Genomic DNA, 18420 nt, shown 5'->3' on the forward strand with positions numbered 1-18420 from the left:
CGCCGGCCATGACGACAACGCCTTCCCCAAGTACACCCTGGAAAACGCTTGCCGTTTTGCTAACGATTGCGGCCATGCTGGCAGGCTGCGGCTCATCGCCCAAGCAGCGCTCGTCAGCAAGAGGCGCCCCGCCCTATACGGGCGGCGGCTATTACAAAGACGACGGCCCTGGCCGCAACATCCCCGCCAATGTGGCCAACACGCCCGATGCCGTACCGCGCATCGAGCCTCACAACAGCGCCAATTTCCGCCCCTATACAGTGTTGGGCCAGCGCTTTGTGCCCGTCAGCGCCACCACCCAATTGCGCCAGCGCGGGGTGGCGTCGTGGTATGGCCGTAAATTCCATGGCCAGAAAACGGCTAACGGCGAAACCTACGACATGTACGCTATGACAGCGGCCCACCCAACCCTGCCGCTACCCAGCTACGCCCGGGTCACGCATGTGCAAAGCGGCCGCAGCATCATTGTGCGCGTGAACGACCGCGGCCCTTTCCTGCGAGGCCGCATCATCGACCTCTCCTACGCAGCAGCTGCCAAGCTGGGCATCATTGGTCAGGGCAGCGATGTGGTGGAAGTCGAAGCCATCACCCATGCGGATATCCGCAAGGGGCTGAACATGGCGGCCGCTCCGGCGCCCTCCAAATCCATCGCAACCCAAACGGTGCAGCCAACGAAAACTGTGGCCTCGGCGGCCCATGCACCCGCACCGGAACCCGCCCGGGCCTCGGCTTCCCCCAATTCCCAAGGATCGGAGCCTGACACCACTCCAGCACCGATTCCAGTGGCCACCAGTTCCCCTCACAGCCCCCAGGAAGTCGCCGCCGACTCCCCCGTCACGCCCGACGCCCTGGCGGCGCTTGATCAGCAAACACTAGAAACCTTACGAGGCAGCCACAGCCCGGCTGTCACTCAAGAACCGAGCGAAGGCATTTATCTGCAGTTCGGCGCTTTTGGCAGCTATATTTCTGCCGATCAACTTGCCAACCGCCTGAACAACGAAATCGCCCACGTAGAAACCCGCAACGCCCGCGTCCATAGCGGGCAAGACTTGCACCGGGTACGCATCGGCCCTTACCCATCCCGCACTGCTGCGGTCAACGCGGCTGTCCGTATCCAAGAGGCGACTGGCTTGCAACCCACTCTGGCGCAGCGGTAAGTCAGGCCGCGGCAAGCACACCGCGGCTCTAGGGCCAACCGTGTTTCCTAAGAATCTCTGCTTGCGCTACGCTCTAGCGCCACGGCGTACAGTGCATCGCGCGGGGCGCCACTCACTTTGGCCGCCACCTTTACCGCATCACGCACGGACAACACCTCAAGTAAAGCGTCCAATAAGGTAAGCGCCTGCGCATCTATGGCGTCGCCGACAGCAGCTTCGGCTTCGTGCAGAATCAGCACGAACTCCCCCTGGCTGCGGTGGCTCTCGGCATCGAACCAAGCCGCCGCGTCGGCCAGCGCCAGTGTTTCTACCTGTTCGAAGCGCTTAGTCAGTTCCCGGGCAATGCTCAAGCGCCGCGTTGGACCCCATACAGCCAGCATGTCATCAACCGTGGCCCGTACCCGGTGCGGCGACTCGAACAGCACCACAGGTGCCGCCATGGCGCCCCACTTCTGTAACCACTTGCGGCGGGCGCCCTGCTTTGGCGGCGCAAACCCGGCGAATATAAAGGCTGGGTTTTCATCAGAAGTAACACCTGCCGCCATCAGCGCCGTAATCACCGCACTTGCACCCGGTATCGGCACCACTTGATAGCCCGCCTCGCGCACCCGCCGCACAATGCGCCCGCCTGGGTCGCTGACAGCCGGTGCACCAGCGTCGGAAATCAGGGCCACTCGTTCACCAGCCTCCAGGCGCTGCACAATAGCGTCGGCTGCGGCCGCCTCGTTATGCCGATGCGCCGCCATAAGCGGGGTGCTGATGCCCCAGGCGTCCAGCAAGGGGCGACTGGAACGGGTGTCTTCGGCAGCAATCACATCGCATTGCCGTAAGGCCTGCCAGGCTCGCAAACCCAAATCGCCCAGATTGCCGATCGGCGTTGCGACGACATATAGCGCCGCCGTCGGCCAGTGCTGGCCCGCCACACGCTCAGCGAGATGTTTCCATGTCGCTGAGGCTTCCATAAATTGACTATCGTCGTTCATACTGCGCTTATCCCGCGTAAAGGCAATGATGACATGGCACCTTCCCCCTCCCAGACAACCGGCCATCAATCAGAACACCGCAGCGCTGTCTGGCTGGAACGTCAGGGCTTGCAGGTGCTAGAGCGCAATTTGCTCTGCCGGGCCGGCGAAATCGATCTGGTTGCCCGCGATGGCGACGTGCTGGTATTCGTGGAAGTCAGACACCGGGGCTCCGCCAGCCACGGCGGAGCCGCTGCCAGTGTAAACCGCCGTAAACAACAGCGCTTGCTACGGGCTGCCCGATTTTTCCTTCCAAGTATCGTCCGGCGTCACTTTCTGGGGCGCACTCCCGCCTGCCGTTTTGACGTCATCTGCGAGCAGGAAGGGCGGATTGAATGGATTCGACACGCCTTCATGCAAGAATACCGCTGACTAAAAATCGAAAAATGAGATAATCGGGTCTATGGACATGACAGCACACATGGCATCGCACTTTGACGACGCCGTCGATACGTTCAAAGCCAGCGCGCGCGAACTGGCTGCGCCGCTCTCGGTCGCCGTTGAACACCTCTTTGGCGCACTAGCCAACAACAACAAAATACTCGCGTGCGGCAATGGGGGTTCTGCAGCGGATGCCCAGCACTTCATTGCCGAACTCGTCGGCCGCTTTGAGCGCGACCGTCTGCCGCTTGCAGGTATCGCCCTCAACACAGACACCTCTATTCTCACCGCCGTGGGTAACGATTACGGCTTCAACGCTGTATTCGAGCGCCAGGTCAACGCACTGGGCCAGCCGGGAGATGTCTTGGTGGCAATATCCACCAGCGGCAACTCGCCCAACGTCATCAAAGCCATCGAGGCCGCCCACGACCGCGAAATGACGGTGATCGCCCTTACCGGTAAGGGCGGTGGCGAAATCGGCGGCATGCTCAGCGACGCCGACATCCACCTTTGCGTTCCGCATGACCGCACCATGCGCATCCAAGAAGTCCACATCCTTTTGCTGCACGCTTTGTGCGACGGCATCGACGCCCTGCTCCTCGGAGACACACTCTAATGTCACGTACCCATTCCTCGCCACGCCTGCTGTTCACTTGCCTGTCTCTGGCCGCCCTGGTCACATTATCCGGCTGCGGCGCAATTGTTGTTGGCGGCGCTGCGGCGACCACTGCAGTTGTCGCTACCGACAGGCGCACTGCAGGCGAACAGGTTGAAGACAAGGCCATCGTTCTGAAGGTCGAAAATGAAATGCGCAACCTCTTTGCCGACACCCAGAATCTGCGCATCAATGCCTATTCCTATGCCGGCCAAGTTCTGCTGCTGGGCGATGTCCCCACCGCACAAGACAAACAACGCGCCGGCGAGGCGGCGGCCAAAGTAGAAAAAGTCCGGCGAGTCGTTAACGAATTGCGGGTGGGCGATATCACGCCGGTCAGCGTACGCACCAACGACACCTGGCTTAGCTCCAAGGTTCGCACTACGCTTATCAACACCAAAGACGTCCCGTTCCGCACCATCAACGTCACGACGGAACGAGGCATCGTTTATCTTCAGGGCCGCGTCACCCAAGACGAAGCCGACCGTGCGGGCATTGCTACTGCCGGCGTATCCGGTATCAACAAAGTCGTAAAATTGTTCGACATCGTTTCGCCCGAAAGCCTGCTGCAACCGACGTCGTCCGCGCCGATCGAAGAGCCTAACCTACAGTCCACCAATAACACCACCGACACCGCCCCCCAAACCGGCGATGTCCAAGCAATGCCTGTGCAATGAAGAAACTATTTTTAGCCATCATCGCCATCGTAGTCGTAGCAGCCGTGGTTGTCTGGCAACTGCCTAGCGACGCCCAAACCGCGCCTGATGTCCAATTTACTACGCTGGACGGCGAACAGTTCACCACTCAAGACCTGCGTGGCAAGGTCGTGCTCGTAAAGTTCTGGGCCACAAACTGCACCACCTGTGTTGCACAAATGCCCAGCAACATCGAGAACTACAACAACCTGAAAGATCGTGGTTACGACACCATTGCTGTAGCCATGAAGTATGATCCGCCCAATTACGTAAAGAACTTTGCTGAATCGCGTCAGCTGCCCTTTAAGGTCGTCATCGACTCCACCGGCGAACTCGCCCAAGCATTTGGCGATGTCCGCCTGACACCGACTGCATTTCTCATCGACAAGCAGGGCAACATCATCCGGCGCTACCTCGGCAACTACGACAAAGAAGCCTTTCTGGCTACTGTTAACAAGGCTTTGGGCTGATCCCACCTACGAGACATGACTGACACCGAAAAAAATTACTCCGCCACCGTCAAGGCTGACGTCCTTTCGGAGGCCTTGCCGTATATCCGTCGTTTCCATGGCAAAACCATTGTCATCAAATACGGCGGCAACGCCATGACGGAAGAGCACCTGCAGCGCAGCTTTGCGCACGATGTGGTGTTGTTGAAATTGGTTGGCATCAACCCCGTCGTCGTGCACGGAGGCGGCCCGCAAATCAATGCAGCGCTGAAGCGCATTGGCAAGGAAGGCACGTTCATCCAAGGCATGCGCGTCACCGACGCCGAAACCATGGAAGTGGTTGAATGGGTGCTGGGCGGCCAAGTGCAACAGGACATCGTCATGATGATTAACGAGGCGGGTGGCAAGGCCGTCGGCCTCACAGGGAAAGACGGCTGCCTGATCCAAGCGCGCAAAAAGCTGATGGACAACCCGGATCAACCCGGCGAAACCCTCGACATCGGCTTTGTGGGCGACATCACCCGGGTGGAGCCTGCCGTCGTCAAGGCTCTGCAGGACGACCAGTTCATCCCGGTGATTTCTTCTATTGGTTACAACGAAAGCGATGGCCAGGCCTACAACATCAACGCCGACGTCGTCGCCGGCAAGATGGCCGAAGTGCTGGGTGCAGAAAAACTCGTCATGCTGACCAACACACCTGGCGTGCTCGACAAACAAGGTGAGCTGCTGCGCAAACTTTCTGCCAGCACCATCGACGCGCTATTCGCAGACGGCACGATTTCCGGCGGCATGCTGCCAAAAATCGCCTCGGCACTTGATGCCGCCCGCACAGGCGTCAATTCCGTTCACATCGTAGATGGCCGAGTTCCGCATTGCCTGTTGCTGGAAATCCTGACCGACCAGGGCGTCGGCACCATGATCACTTCGCATTAATTCAGGTGCTCATTCCCGCCCCGGTATGGCCACGCCGGGGCGCCAGTCGCGCAAGCGCCTACCGCTGCACAATAGGCGCTGCCGTAAACCGGGGCGGCAGCCCTGCTTCCTCTCAAATGCCCCCATTACGCAAACCCACCGCCTTGCACTACCCTCGCCGCCCTGGCGCGGACGACACGGTATGGCTGTTTGACCTCGACAATACGCTGCACGATTGCTCACGCCATATCTTCCAGCGTATCGACAGCAAAATGTCCGACCTCATCATGGAATGGCTGGATCTTGACCGTAACGAGGCCGACGCATTGCGTCTGGACTACTGGAAGCGCTACGGCGCCACCGCAGCGGGCCTGGAGCTTCACCATGACATCGCCGCTTCCGACTTCATCGCAGCCGCTCACGACTTTGATGTGCGTGGCCTAGTTCACGCCGAACGCGGGCTGGCTCGCAAGCTGGCCCAATTGCGGGGGCGAAAAATACTACTGACTAACGCACCGGAACGCTACGCACGCGACGTTCTACGCATTCTGGGAATCTTGCACCACTTTGAAATGCTCTGGAGCATCGACCACATGCACCTCCAGGGGCGACTGCGCTGCAAACCCTCCGTCGCCATGATGCGCCAGCTGCTGGCCCGCCTACGCGTACCCGCCCATCGAGTCGTGCTAGTGGACGACACCCTTGCCAACTTGCGTAGCGCCAAAGCCATCGGCATGGGCACCGTACTGTGCCACCACCCCGACACCCCGCACAACGCCCGCCACCATGGCCGCAGCCCCTACATCGACAAACGCATCAACCGCATCGGCCAACTCCTTAAAACGGGGTCTGTCCCGGTTTAAGGAGTTTGTCAGGTTTATTAGCGGCTGGTGGTGGCTTCCATGCTGCGCATGACTTCTTCTTGCACGGTGCCCCAGATTTGGGACTTCAGTTCGTTGTAGCGCGCCGAGAGTTGGACGTCGGCATTGCGCGGCATGGGCAGGTCGTTCTGCAAGTCAGTGACGATGCGACCGGGGCGGGCGCTCATGATGAGCATGCGTGTAGACAGCAGCAAGGCTTCATCAATTGAGTGGGTGATGAAGACAATGGTCTTGCCGCTTTGTTCGTAGATACGCAGCAATTCGTCTTGCAGGACTTGGCGCGTCATGGCGTCAAGCGCGGCAAAGGGTTCATCCAGCAGAATGACGTCGGGGTCGTTGGCCAGCACTCGGGCAATTGAAACGCGCTGTCGCATGCCGCCGGACAGGGCATTGGGGAACTTATCTTCAAAGCCCTGCAGCCCGACCATGTCGATAAATCGCTTGGCCGTTTCGTTGCGTTCGGCTTTGCCGATGCCCTTCATCTTCAGGCCAAACGCCACGTTGTCCAATACGGTCAGCCACGGAAATAAAGCGTATTGCTGGAACACCATGCCACAATGCGGGTCCACCTTGGTGACTTCGCGACCGTTGACCATGATGCGCCCTTGTGTCGGGCTGAGGAAGCCCGTGATCAGGTTCAGTAAAGTGGATTTCCCACAACCTGATGCCCCAAGCAGTACGGCGAATTCGCCCCGCTTGATTTCAAGATCGACATTTTGCAGGGCTTGAAATTCGCCGAAATTCTTCGAAACGCCCTGGATGGAAATCATGGATTCACTCATTGCTGCCACCTCAGGATGTGGTTTTCGATCAGTCTGAACACGAGGTCGGTGATCAACACCGTTATGCTGATCATCACCATGCCCAGTACGACCACTTCCGTTTGGAAGAACTCCTTACCGTTCATGATGAGGAAACCCAGGCCTTCGCGCGCAGCAATCAATTCCGCCGAGATCACACATGTCCAGGCAAGGCCCAGAATAACTTTCATGCCGCTCAGAATCTGCGGCAGGCTACCTGGCAGAATCACTTCCCGCATGACTTGCCAACGGCTGGCGCCCAGATTCTGTGCGGCACGAATCCACAAAGGGTCTACATTACGAGTCGCTTCAATGACGTAGACCAGAGCGGGCGCAAACGTGCCCATAAAGACAATGCTGTACTTCTGAGTTTCGGTGATGCCGAACCACAGCAGGGAAAGCGGAATCCAGCTCATAGAAGGCAGCGGCCGCAAAAACGACAGCAGCGGGTCGAATGCGGCGCGGGCATAGCGCGAGGTGCCCAGCACAATGCCCAGCGGTATCGCTACGATCACCGCTGCCAGGAAACCCATCATGACCCGACGCGCTGAAGCTAGCACATGGCCAAGCAGCGAGCCGTCCTCCCCCATGGCTATGCCCTTACTCAGAACATCACTGGGCGGCGGCAGAAAAATCGGGTCGACTAGACCCACCCTGCAGGCAAGTTCCCAGAACGCCAGAAACACCAACACCGAGACTGCGCTCGTTGTCAGTAGCGACGCCCTAGAGGGAGTGACATGGCTCATATAGTTATCTCCTGTGAAACTCAGATGAAGGACGCATCCACCCAATCCTTGACGGTAGGCGCCTTATCAATCTGCTTGTAGCGGACCAACATTTCCGCCAGCTCCTGCAAACCACCGATGAACGGGCCGTTCAACAAACCGTCCTGCTGGCTTGCGTCGAACCAGTCCGCGCCCTTAACAGCAGCCAGTTGATCTTCAATGTCGATATTGGTCAGGGTGAGGAGCTTCTGAGCAGCCTCTTCGGGTTTGTCGCGCAGGAATTCGCAGGCGCGGAAGTAGGCACGCAGATAAGCCTTCACGGTATCGGGGTTCTTTTCTGCGAACTCGCGGCGCACGATCAGCACGTCCGGGCCCGGCGTGACTTGGTGGGAGTCATAGAGCGAAAACGCCGTATCGTCAGCCAACAGCGTGTTGCCGGGCTGACGCAAAATATGGTCGAACTGGGGCGTCCAGGCTGCGGCGACATCAATCTGACCGGCTTGCATGGCAGCGGGCAGCTCAGGGGCGGGCACATTCAGCACTGTGACGTCTTTCTCAGTCAGGCCGGCTTGGTCAAGAATATCCAGCACTAGCAGGTGGGCGCTGGATGCAAAAGTCACACCCACCTTCTTGCCTTTCAGGTCGTCCAGGCTTTTGACGTTTTCACGCCCGATCAGCCCTTCCACCCGGCCAAAGGTCTCAGGAATCGCAATAATCGAAAACTGGCGAGCGCCACGCGCCATCAGGGCCAGCGCCGACACGATGCCGGTGCAGGCAATATCGACGCCGCCTGACATCACCGCCGTCATGCGTGCGGAAGATGTGCCGAACGATTCCCAGCTCTGCTCAATGCCTTCCTTGCCGAACAGGCCTTCGTTCATCGCCAGGTAGGCCGGATAATGGCCCAGCCAGGCGGACCCACCATAGCGCACGGCCTGTTTATTGGCCCACGCCATGCTGGGCAAGGCAGCGACAACGCCCGATGCGGCGGCTACCTTGAGAAAATCTCGACGATTCTGTTTCATGCAGTTCTCCTTTTTTATGAATGCAAGGGCTGGTTGCTCCGACCTGACGACTCAAGACAAAGTCATGCTGTCGTCTAGCCAAGGGATGTAATCCCTGAGCAGAGGGAAAATTTCTCCCTCCAGCACACTACGGCTGGCCTGAAAAACGTGGCCGGCCATTTCTTCGTACTCGCCTTCGCGCGACAGCTGATGCACCGTGCGCGAAAACGGTGTTCCGGGAAGCGGAAGAATGGCTATTTGCTGCAAATAGGCTCTGCCTTGCAGCACACATAGCGGGGTTGTGATCGACCAGCCGAGGCCCGCGGCCACCATGGCCATCACAACGTCGGCAGTGTCAATCTCCAGCGATGGCACAGGGGAATGGCCAGTGCGTCGCAAATGGCGCTCAATCGTGGCTCCGAAATGCGAACGCGCGCTGAAGCGGATGAAGGGAGCAAGCTGAATCGCCTGCAAAAGGCTGACGCCTTCGAATTCTTTCTTCTTCTGAGCCGGTACTACCAGAATAAATGGCTCCGTAAAGATAACACGTCTAACGATTCGATCAACGTCCTCTAGGGTATCAGAAGTGATGATGAGATCGAGCTGGCGGTTCAAGAGGGCCTGAGAGTGGCTATTGGCCAGCCCCGACCACAGCAGCAATTGGCTGGCTGAAGCGGTGACCTTCTTGACGATGGCCGGCCCGGCAGTCGCCGCGAACGAGTCGATCATGCCCACCCGGATGGCGGGGCGGCTGGCTAGATCTGCTTCACGCACGTCAGACACGAGGCGATCGATATCGTCGACGATGTGGCGCGCGCGGCGGCTTAGCGCGATGCCTGCTGGAGTCAGCGTGAATGGACGGTGCGCGCGATCAAATACCGGCGTTCCCAAAATGCGCTCCACCTGGGCCAGCGCCTGCGAAACGGCTGATTGCGTGATTCCTAGTTTTTCAGCAGCGCGAGAGACATTGCCGGTGGCGGCAACTGCCTCGAAAATACGCAACATGCGCACATCCAGCAGCCCCCCTTGCTTCACGCAGCGCCCCCCAGCGTTGATTTATCAAAATTTGTTCTAATGGTAACGATTAGGAGGGCTAACGTACATCAACTTAAGAAAAACTAATAATTATTATCAGCACTACTCATGGACCGCCCCCTTCCTTACAAACACCTGAAACCGGGACAGACCCCATTTTTGAGCAGACGGGGCATGCGGGGTCGCGGCTGTAGCGCAGGGTTTGCCATTGCATGGTGAGGGCGTCCAGGCAGAGCAGGCGGCCGGTGAGGGGTTCGCCCATGCCGACCAGCAGTTTGATGGCTTCGATGGCTTGTGTGGCGCCGACGACGCCTACCAGCGGGCCCAGTACGCCGGTGGTGGCACAACGTAGTTCTTCGACGTCTTCTGCTTCGGGAAACAGGCAGTGGTAGCAGGGCGCGTCGTCACGTCGCAAGTCGAAGACGCTGATCTGGCCCGCGAAGCGGATGGCTGCACCCGACACGAGTGGCTTACGCAGGGCCACGCAGGCCCGGTTGACCGCATGCCGGGTGGCGAAGTTATCGCAGCAATCCATGACCAGGTCGACTTTGGCCACCCACTCGAGCAAGGCGGCATCATCAAGACGCTGCACCACGGGCAGCACCTGGACTTCGGGGTTCAGCGCGGCCAGGGTGCGCCGCCCCGATTCCGCTTTGGGCATGCCCACGCGATCTTGGCCATGCAAGATTTGCCGTTGCAGGTTGCTAAGGTCCACCTCGTCGTCGTCGGCCAGAATCAGCGTACCGACGCCCGCTGCCGCCATGTACAGGGCTGCGGGCGACCCCAGGCCGCCGGCCCCCACAATCAGCACTCGGGCAGCGCTCAGACGCTCCTGCCCCTCAATGCCGAACTCATCGAGAAGAATATGTCGCGCATAGCGCAAAAGCTGATCGTCATTCATGCTGCAAAGGAACCCGTCGCAGCGCTGCAACGGGTTCGGAGCTTCCTTGTTTATTGAGGAACGCGCTCCATGCCTTGCGGCGTGATGCGGAAGCGCTCCACCGGGCCGTCAGGGCTGATCAGGGAGTTTTTTTTTCAGCCGCGCGATTTTCCTCACGTTCCTTCTTGGCCTTGGCGACCAAATCGGGATCATTGCGCTGCACCGGCCGCCCTTCCAGGAAGTTGATCGCCTGTTGAAGCTGATAATCTTCATCGCCGCCGAATTCGAACATGCGGGCGATATCGACGATTTCGTCTTCTTCTTCGGCCAAGCTGGATTCATCGAAACTACCGTTGACCAGATGGCGTTGCAGGTCGGCTTCGCGCGGCAGTCGGAACAAATTGCCCTGTGCAGTGTCGTCCACCGTGATGTCTGGCGACACACCGGTGACCTGGATAGATTGCCCGCTAGGCGTGTAGTAGCGAGCGGTGGTGAGCTTAATGCCCGTATCTTCGCTCAAAGGCAGCACACTTTGCACTGACCCTTTGCCGAATGTGCGGTTGCCCAGCACAGTGGCCCGCTTGTGGTCTTGCAAGGCGCCCGCCACGATTTCAGAGGCGGAAGCCGAGCCCACGTTCACCAGTACGACCATGGGTACGGTTTTGACCCACTCGCCGACTTTGGCGACGTAATCATTGGTGTCGCTGCCCAAGTAATTGCGCAGGTAATCGGCAGGCTTAGCGTGGTATTCGCGGTTAGCCGAAGGAATGCGCCCCTTGGTGGAGACCACCAGAACATCGGGTTGCAAGAAGGCCGACGACACGGCAATGGCACTGTCGAGCAGGCCGCCCGGATCGTTACGCAGGTCGAGAATCAGCCCCTTGGGCGCTTGTTCACCGGCAAGGTCGCCCAGGTGGCGCACGAGATCGGGCGCCGTGCGTTCTTGGAACTGGGCGATACGCACATAGGCAATGCCGTTATCGAGCATCTTGCTGCGCACACTACGCACCTTGATGATGTCGCGCACAATGGTGAGTTCAAGCGGTTTGTCGCGCCCCGGGCGGCTGATCATCAGCACAATGCTGGTGTTGGGCTCGCCACGCATCAGTTTGATGGCTTCGTTGAGCGTCATGCCCTTGGTGGGCTTGCCGTCGATGTGCGTGATGATGTCACCCGCCAGAATCCCCGCACGGAAGGCCGGCGTATCTTCGATGGGAGAAATCACCTTGGGCTGGCCGTCTTCGCTGCCGATTTCAATGCCCAGGCCGCCGAACCCGCCTTGCGTGATGGCTTCCATTTCCTTGAAGGCTTCAGCATCGAGGTAGGCGGAATGCGGGTCGAGGTCATCGAACATGCCTTTGATCGCATCGTTGATGAGCTTGTCGTCGCTAACCGGCTCGACATAACTGGCCTTGATCGCCGCAAACACATTGGCAAACTGTTGCAGCTCCTTGAGCGGCAAAGGTTCGCCGCGTTGTGCGACGGCTGAAATTCCTAGACTGAGAAGTAGCCCGCCGACTGCGCCAGCCAGCACCAGACCAAAACTGCGTACCCTACGAGTGCCCATGCACATACCCGATTTATAGTGTTCTCATTGACGCCGCCTTGCGACGCGTATAGGCAGATAGTACCGAAACTATTCGCCAAGTGAAGCGCCTTGTCATGGTTTTCCCAGCCAAAGTAAAGGATTGACAGGTTTACCCTCATGACGGATTTCAAAGTATAGACCGGGCTCCACCTGGCCACCGGTCGCTCCCACCGTGGCCACGGCCTCTCCGGCTTGAACATATTGCCCTACCTGTTTGAGCAGGCTCTGGTTGTAGGCGTATACGCTCAAATATTTTTCACCGTGGTCAATAATTAAAAGATTGCCAAAGCCCCCCAGCCAACCTGCGTAGACCACCTGCCCGGGAGCCACGGCGGCCACCCGCGCGCCATCAGCGGCTCGCAGCACAATGCCCCGCCACACGCCGCCTTCCGGGCGCTCCATGCCAAAGCGGCCCTGGACTTCGCCGCGCACGGGGTATGGCAAGCCTTTACTCAAGCCCTGCTGCGTTGCCCGGGCCACCTGCGGAGCCGCCTCACGCGGCGCGGGCTCGGGCGAGGCGCTGCTCTTTGCTTGCGCTGCCGCTTGCTGAGCGCGAATGGCCTCCGCCGCACGACGCGCCTCAGCCACCTTGCGAGCCTCTTCTTCCTTGGCGTCTCTTTGCGCCTGTGTCTCAGCTCGCCTACGCGCTTCTGCCGCACGCTGGGCCTCTTCGGCCTTGCGCCGTTCCTCGGCCTCTCGCTGTTCGCGCGCCCGGCGCTGCTCTTCGGCTAAACGACGGGCAGCCTCCTCGCGCCGCCGCGCTTCTGCGGCCTCTTCTTCAATGGCCACCGCCAGCGCATCCACCAGTTTGCTAAGTTGTGCTTCGTTGCGTTCCAAGGTGCGGGCCTCGCTGCGCTGTTTTTTTAGCTCTGCCTCAATGCGCGTCAAAACTTCCTGACGCTCCGCCTGCTGAGATTCCAGCTCCTCACGACGCTGCAGAGTCTCCTTGGCCAAACGCTGCAATTCGATTTCGTGGGCCTGGGCCTGCTTTTGCAGTGCAGTCAATTCATCCAACGCCGCACGCACCGCCAGCAAAGCGTCTGCCTGGGCCTTGGCCACATATTCCAAATAGCCCAATTCGCGTGCAATATCCTGCGGGTCTTCCCCGGACAACAACGCAGCCCACGGCGACAAGCCTCCCGCATACTGCGCCCGCAACTGTTCGGCCAGATGTTCCTGCCGTTTGCCCAGCTCTGCTGATTGCTCGCTTATCCGGCGTTGTGTTTCTTGTAGTTGTTGATTCGCCTGTTCGGTTTCAGTCTGCAGATTTTCTAATTGGCGGTCGAGTTCGGAAATCGCAGTTTCTGACTTCTTGAGCGCCACTGTGATATCGCGGCGCGACGATTCACTGCCGACAATCTGCTTTTCCAACCGAGCGATACGATCGCGTAGCGCCGATTGATCGCGCCGCGCCTCAGCCTGACGCTGCTGCAACTCACTTTCAGCGGCCCACACCTGCGGGCCGCTGAAAGCACACAACAACGCCAGAACAAACGCGGCGTAGCGCATGTCGTCAGCCTTGCTTTGCCTTGCCCTGCGCAGCCACGGCTGCCATCGCAGCTTCGATTTCTGCCGGGTCACCCAGGTAGTAATGGCGGGTAGGACGCAGTTGTTCGTCCAGCTCGTAAACCAGGGGCTGGCCGGTAGGAATGTTCAGGTGAACGATTTCGTCTTCCGGCATATCTGTCAGGTGCTTGATAAGTGCGCGCAAGCTGTTGCCGTGTGCGGCGATCAGCACGCGGCGGCCCGAACGAACCGCCGGCGCGATAGAGTCGTTCCAGAACGGCACGACGCGAGCGACGGTGTCCTTCAGACACTCGGTCGCCGGTAGCAAGGCGGGATCGACTTTAGCGTAGCGGCGATCAAAGCGCGGGTGACGCTCGTCGTTGGTATCCAGAGGGTCGGGGGCAATGCCATAGGCGCGGCGCCAGATCAGCACCTGCTCATCACCAAATTTGGCCGCGGTTTCCGCCTTGTTCAGGCCTTGCAACGCACCGTAGTGGCGCTCGTTAAGCCGCCAGCTCAGCCCGATAGGCGTATGCATTGCGTCCATAGCGTCCAGCGCAATCCAGGTGGTGCGGATGGCGCGCTTCAGCACCGAACAAAAAACCAGATCGAACTCATACCCTTTTTCTTTGAGCAATTCGCCGGCCTTGCGTGCCTGCTCACGCCCAGTTTCCGTCAGATCGACGTCGGCCCAGCCGGTGAAACGATTTTCGCGGTTCCATTGGCTTTCGCCGTGGCGCATCAGGACGATTTTGTACATGGTAAATGTCACCTGAAAGTTAATAATCTCTGTCCATTTTATAATCGACAGATTCAGCCCATCACGCTATCCCATTTCCGGAACGAATCGTGGACTTTTTTTCTGACCAGACCAACCTACTTCTCATTGTCGTTGCAATCACTGCAGCGGTCGCTTTAGCCCTGCCGAGCTTTCTGCAACGGGGCGCTAAACAGATCGGCGTAAACGACGCCATCAAACTCACTAACGACCAGGACGGCCTCTTCCTGGACATCCGCAGCGCGGAGCATTTCAAAGCCGGCCACATTCCGCAATCCCGTAATGTACCTGCCGCCGACATCGCCAGCAAAATGGGCAGCCTGCCCAAAGGTAAACCCATTATCGTGGTCTGCGAGCGTGGCCGTTCGTCTGTAGGCGTGGTAAACACGCTCAAGAGCAATAGTTTTGAGCACGTTTACTCTCTGCAAGGCGGCCTGGCTGCTTGGATAGAAGCCGGCATGCCGTTGGCCAAGAAACACTAAGCAAGGAACACCATGGTAAAAGTGTCCATGTACACCACCGCTGTATGCCCGTTCTGCGTGCGGGCCGAAATGCTGCTTAAGCAGCGCGGCGTGGAAGAGATCGAAAAAATTCGTATTGACCTCGACCCGGAGCAACGCGCCCAGATGATGGAGCGCACGGGGCGACGCACGGTTCCGCAGATTTACATCGGCGACACCCATGTGGGCGGCTACGATGATCTGGCGGCCCTCGATCGCGCCGGCAAGCTGTTGCCCCTGCTAGAGCAATAACACGCAATATTCGCGCGACGGCTGAATGGCTGCCGCTTTAACCGACTCAACTTAGGAACTACTCATGGCCGAGCAACCCAATAGCCAGGACACCCAAGCGCCCAGCTTTTCGATGCAGCGCACCTACCTCAAAGACCTTTCCCTGGAAATGCCTAACGCGCCAGAAATCCTGCTGGAGCAGCAAGGCCCGGCTGTCGAGGTTTCGCTGAATATCGGCGGTAAACGCTTGGCAGAAACGCTGTTTGAAACCAGCGTGACCGTCACCGTCACCACCCGCATCAACGACAAAGTGCTGTACTTGGTTGAAGCCACTCAGGCCGGTATTTTTGAAGCGGCCAATATTCCGGCTGAACAGCTCGATCCGCTTCTGGGCATTGTCTGCCCCACCATGCTTTACCCCTACCTGCGCGCCAACGTGGCCGACGCCATCACCCGTACTTCGCTGCCTGCGCTGCACTTGGCCGAAGTTAACTTCCAAACACTCTACGAACAGCGCATCGCTGAGTTGGCCAAGCAACAACAAGAACAGCCGCAAGAAAGTGGTTCCGGCCTGTACGTTCCGCCAGGCGCCAAAACCAACTAAGTTCGCATGAGCGCCACCACGTTGCCGACACGCGTTGCCGTATTGGGCGCCGGAAGTTGGGGGTCGGCGCTCGCCGCGCTGGCCGCTGAACACGCCGACACCCTGATCTGGGCCCGTCGCTCTGAAGCGGCCGCCGAAATTAACGACACACACCGCAACACCCGCTACCTGCCGGACATTCCCCTCCCCGACTCACTGCGTGCCACGAGCGACTTCAACACCGCCATCGACCATGTCTGCGCAGCACAATCCGATGCGCTCATCATCCTTGGCGTGCCTGTCGCGGGAATGGCGGACATCTGCCAGAAATTAGCGCAAAGCCTGGCCGCCCGCCGCCACCCTACGGTGCATGTGGTGTGGACGTGCAAAGGCGTGCAGCCCGATACGGGCCAGTTACCTCACGAAGTCGCCAGCGCCGCACTCTCCGGCCTCTCTGGGGTCGAATTAGGCGTCTTATCCGGCCCTTCATTCGCGCTGGAAGTGGCCCAAGGGCTGCCGGTGGCGCTCACCATCGCCAGCCACACGGCTTCTACAGGCGACATCGTTCTGGCCGCACTGCACAGCCAACGCTGCCGCGTGTACACCAGCCAGGATATAACCGGCGTAGAAGTCGGCGGCGCCCTGAAAAACGTCATGGCTATCGCCTGCGGTATTTCCGATGGCCTGGGCCTGGGTTCAAACGCCCGGGCTGCGCTCATTACGCGCGGGCTGGCAGAAATCCAGAGACTGGCGCGTGCGCTGGGCGGCGAAGCCGAAACCGTGCAGGGGCTGACCGGGCTGGGTGACCTCGTTCTCACCGCCACCGGGCCGCTGTCGCGCAACCGGCAGGTTGGCCTGGCCATTGGGCAAGGCCGTACGCTTGAAGACATTCTGGCGGGCGGCATGACAGCCGAAGGCGTGCGCTGCGCCCGGGCCGCTCTGGCTCTTGGCGAACGTCATGGCGTGGAACTGCCCATCACGGCTGCTGTCTGCCGCGTACTGTTCGAAGGGCAGTCGCCACAAGGCGCCGTCGCCGCCCTGCTGTCGCGCGACTCGCGCCCCGAATCGCCTAACTCTTATCGCTAACTGGGTCTTTTGTTCATGCGTTATTCCAGCGTCCGTCGTCGTTTGAGCCTGTCTATCATTGGCCTGGCTGCCTCACTACTTGCGGTTCCCGCCTGGTCACAAGCCGCTGAATGGCCCACCCGGCCCATTCACATGATTGTGCCCTTCCCACCGGGCTCTTCGCCCGATACCTTGGCCCGCATGATTGCCGACCCCATGGCTCAAAAGCTCGGCCAGCCTGTGGTGGTGGAAAACAAAGCCGGCGCCGGCGGCAATATTGGCACCCGTCAGGCGGCACAAGCCAAGCCCGATGGCTACACCATTCTGCTGACCATTAACGGCCCCATTGTCACCGCTCCGGCACTGTACAAGAACACCTTGGGCTACGACCCGGACACCGACCTGCAAGTCATCAGCATGGTCGGCACCAGCCCCAATGTGCTCGTCGTTCCCGCCAACGCTCCTGCCGACAATGTCCAACAATTCGTAGAACGCGCCCGTGCACAACCCGGTGCGCTCAACTACGGCACCGTGGGCCCGGGCAGTTCCTCACACTTGGGCATGGCCATGCTTGAACAAGAAGCAGGCATTTCACTGCTACAAGTACCGTATTCCGGTTTCCCCCAGGTCATCACCTCCATTGTGGCGGGCGATGTACACGCGGGCTTTATGGTGCCCGGCGTCGCCATGCCCCAAGTCGAGGCGGGGCGCGTCAAAGTGCTGGGCATCACCAGCCTTGAGGAAAGTGAAATTCTTCCCGGCCTGCCTACCGTAGCCTCCCAAGGCTACCCCGGCTTTGAGTCCATTTCCTGGGACGCCCTCTTCGTCCCCGCCGGCACGCCCGAGGACATCGTCGCGAAGCTGAATCAAACCGTCCTGGAAGTCCTGGACATGCCGCAGGTTCAGCAACAACTCGCCACCCTGTACTTCACCGCCGCCCCCACCTCACCCACCGAAGCCCAAGCCATGATTCGCGCGGAAAAAGAAAAACTCACCGCCCTCATCGAAAAACTGGGCCTCACCCTCGACTAAAAATGGGGTCTGTCCCGGTTTAAGGGAAATGTCAGGTTCCGCCGTGGTAGTCGGTTTGGCGCCAGGCTTCGAAGATGGTGACGGCGACGGCGTTGGAGAGGTTGAGGCTGCGTTGGCCGGGGCGCATGGGCAGGCGCAGGCGTTGTTGGGGGCCGAAGTGCTGGAGTTCGGTGTCGGATAGGCCGGCGGTTTCGCGACCGAATACGAAGGCGTCGCCCGGCTGCAGCGGCACACCGGCGAACGATCGCGCGCCGCGTGTGGTCATGGCGAAACAGCGTTCGGCCGCCGCGCCCGTGGCCGCCAGCGCGGTGGTCAGGTCGTCGTGCACCAACATACGCGCCCATTCGTGGTAATCCAGCCCAGCGCGCTTTAAACGGACGTCATCCAACTCGAAGCCCAATGGCCGCACCAGATGCAAATACGCACCGGTATTGGCCGCCAGCCGAATGACGTTGCCGGTATTAGGGGGAATTTCGGGCGAAACAAGAACGATATGGAACATGGCGCTAACAGAAAGTGATGGCGGATTATCGCATTCCTG

General features: G+C 59.5%; 22 protein-coding genes. 12 read left to right on the forward strand and 10 right to left on the reverse strand.

Annotation, left to right across the window (positions count from 1 at the left end; genetic code table 11):
* Positions 1-8: 8 nt before the first annotated feature.
* The gene (locus VRY85_RS02065; protein WP_414596945.1) at positions 9-1157 is read left to right on the forward strand and encodes a septal ring lytic transglycosylase RlpA family protein; all 1149 of its coding nucleotides are present in this window, start codon (positions 9-11) and stop codon (positions 1155-1157) included.
* Positions 1158-1204: 47 nt separating this feature from the next.
* Here VRY85_RS02065 and rsmI read toward each other — a convergent pair whose 3' ends face one another.
* On the reverse strand, positions 1205-2140 hold the full coding sequence (gene rsmI / locus VRY85_RS02070) for a 16S rRNA (cytidine(1402)-2'-O)-methyltransferase (protein ID WP_414596946.1): 936 nt from the start codon (positions 2138-2140) through the stop codon (positions 1205-1207).
* 33 nt (positions 2141-2173) lie between these two features.
* On the opposite strand from rsmI, the gene VRY85_RS02075 reads away from it, so the two are divergent.
* The 6 genes from VRY85_RS02075 (at position 2174) to VRY85_RS02100 (ending at position 6134) form a co-directional block, all read left to right on the forward strand.
* The gene (locus VRY85_RS02075) at positions 2174-2551 is read left to right on the forward strand and encodes a YraN family protein (RefSeq protein ID WP_414596947.1); all 378 of its coding nucleotides are present in this window, start codon (positions 2174-2176) and stop codon (positions 2549-2551) included.
* Between the two features lie 31 nt (positions 2552-2582).
* A complete protein-coding gene (locus tag VRY85_RS02080; protein ID WP_414596948.1) occupies positions 2583-3176 on the forward strand; it encodes a phosphoheptose isomerase in 594 nt (197 codons plus the stop codon).
* Positions 3176-3892: a BON domain-containing protein gene (locus VRY85_RS02085; RefSeq protein ID WP_414596949.1), complete on the forward strand. Its 717-nt coding sequence runs from the start codon at positions 3176-3178 to the stop codon at positions 3890-3892. Before VRY85_RS02080 ends, VRY85_RS02085 begins: the two co-directional genes overlap by 1 nt.
* Complete coding sequence (locus VRY85_RS02090; RefSeq protein ID WP_414596950.1) at positions 3889-4380, forward strand: peroxiredoxin family protein; 492 nt, start codon at positions 3889-3891, stop codon at positions 4378-4380. The genes VRY85_RS02085 and VRY85_RS02090 overlap by 4 nt, the downstream gene beginning before the upstream one ends.
* Positions 4381-4395: 15 nt before the next feature.
* Positions 4396-5292, forward strand: coding sequence for an acetylglutamate kinase (gene argB, locus VRY85_RS02095; protein WP_414596951.1), 897 nt, complete (start codon positions 4396-4398; stop codon positions 5290-5292).
* Between the two features lie 116 nt (positions 5293-5408).
* The gene (locus tag VRY85_RS02100) at positions 5409-6134 is read left to right on the forward strand and encodes a pyrimidine 5'-nucleotidase (RefSeq protein WP_414596952.1); all 726 of its coding nucleotides are present in this window, start codon (positions 5409-5411) and stop codon (positions 6132-6134) included.
* Between the two features lie 17 nt (positions 6135-6151).
* On the opposite strand, the gene VRY85_RS02105 is transcribed toward VRY85_RS02100, so the two are convergent.
* The 8 genes from VRY85_RS02105 to gpmA all read right to left on the reverse strand — a co-directional run bounded on the left by VRY85_RS02105 (position 6152) and on the right by gpmA (position 14450).
* A complete protein-coding gene (locus VRY85_RS02105) occupies positions 6152-6922 on the reverse strand; it encodes an ABC transporter ATP-binding protein (RefSeq protein WP_414597241.1) in 771 nt (256 codons plus the stop codon).
* A gap of 8 nt (positions 6923-6930) precedes the next feature.
* Entirely contained in the window at positions 6931-7698 is a 768-nt protein-coding gene (locus VRY85_RS02110) for an ABC transporter permease (RefSeq protein WP_414596953.1), read from the reverse strand.
* A gap of 20 nt (positions 7699-7718) precedes the next feature.
* Positions 7719-8702: an ABC transporter substrate-binding protein gene (locus VRY85_RS02115; RefSeq protein ID WP_414596954.1), complete on the reverse strand. Its 984-nt coding sequence runs from the start codon at positions 8700-8702 to the stop codon at positions 7719-7721.
* Positions 8703-8753: 51 nt separating this feature from the next.
* The gene (locus VRY85_RS02120; RefSeq protein ID WP_414596955.1) at positions 8754-9716 is read right to left on the reverse strand and encodes a LysR family transcriptional regulator; all 963 of its coding nucleotides are present in this window, start codon (positions 9714-9716) and stop codon (positions 8754-8756) included.
* Between the two features lie 106 nt (positions 9717-9822).
* Positions 9823-10617, reverse strand: coding sequence for a HesA/MoeB/ThiF family protein (locus VRY85_RS02125; RefSeq protein ID WP_414596956.1), 795 nt, complete (start codon positions 10615-10617; stop codon positions 9823-9825).
* 118 nt (positions 10618-10735) lie between these two features.
* Positions 10736-12163 (reverse strand): S41 family peptidase, encoded by a 1428-nt coding sequence (locus VRY85_RS02130; RefSeq protein WP_414596957.1) that lies wholly within the window; start codon positions 12161-12163, stop codon positions 10736-10738.
* Between the two features lie 93 nt (positions 12164-12256).
* Positions 12257-13693 (reverse strand): murein hydrolase activator EnvC family protein, encoded by a 1437-nt coding sequence (locus VRY85_RS02135; protein ID WP_414596958.1) that lies wholly within the window; start codon positions 13691-13693, stop codon positions 12257-12259.
* 4 nt (positions 13694-13697) lie between these two features.
* Positions 13698-14450: a 2,3-diphosphoglycerate-dependent phosphoglycerate mutase gene (gene gpmA, locus VRY85_RS02140; RefSeq protein WP_414596959.1), complete on the reverse strand. Its 753-nt coding sequence runs from the start codon at positions 14448-14450 to the stop codon at positions 13698-13700.
* A gap of 89 nt (positions 14451-14539) precedes the next feature.
* Here gpmA and VRY85_RS02145 point away from each other — a divergent pair, with 89 nt between their 5' ends.
* The 5 genes from VRY85_RS02145 to VRY85_RS02165 all read left to right on the forward strand — a co-directional run bounded on the left by VRY85_RS02145 (position 14540) and on the right by VRY85_RS02165 (position 17879).
* Positions 14540-14950 carry a rhodanese-like domain-containing protein gene (locus VRY85_RS02145; RefSeq protein WP_414596960.1) on the forward strand — a complete coding sequence of 137 codons (411 nt, stop codon included), beginning with the start codon at positions 14540-14542 and terminating at the stop codon, positions 14948-14950.
* A gap of 12 nt (positions 14951-14962) precedes the next feature.
* On the forward strand, positions 14963-15220 hold the full coding sequence (gene grxC / locus VRY85_RS02150; protein ID WP_414596961.1) for a glutaredoxin 3: 258 nt from the start codon (positions 14963-14965) through the stop codon (positions 15218-15220).
* 64 nt (positions 15221-15284) lie between these two features.
* Positions 15285-15803: a protein-export chaperone SecB gene (secB, locus tag VRY85_RS02155; protein WP_414596962.1), complete on the forward strand. Its 519-nt coding sequence runs from the start codon at positions 15285-15287 to the stop codon at positions 15801-15803.
* Between the two features lie 6 nt (positions 15804-15809).
* On the forward strand, positions 15810-16868 hold the full coding sequence (locus VRY85_RS02160; protein ID WP_414596963.1) for an NAD(P)H-dependent glycerol-3-phosphate dehydrogenase: 1059 nt from the start codon (positions 15810-15812) through the stop codon (positions 16866-16868).
* A gap of 15 nt (positions 16869-16883) precedes the next feature.
* Positions 16884-17879, forward strand: coding sequence for a Bug family tripartite tricarboxylate transporter substrate binding protein (locus VRY85_RS02165; protein WP_414596964.1), 996 nt, complete (start codon positions 16884-16886; stop codon positions 17877-17879).
* Between the two features lie 31 nt (positions 17880-17910).
* Here the strand turns inward: VRY85_RS02165 and VRY85_RS02170 are convergent, their stop codons facing one another.
* Positions 17911-18381: a tRNA (cytidine(34)-2'-O)-methyltransferase gene (locus VRY85_RS02170; protein ID WP_414596965.1), complete on the reverse strand. Its 471-nt coding sequence runs from the start codon at positions 18379-18381 to the stop codon at positions 17911-17913.
* Positions 18382-18420: the final 39 nt, after the last annotated feature.

Origin of the sequence: Achromobacter sp. F4_2707 (assembly GCF_047501535.1) — a bacterium.
Lineage (GTDB): Bacteria > Pseudomonadota > Gammaproteobacteria > Burkholderiales > Burkholderiaceae_B > Yanghanlia.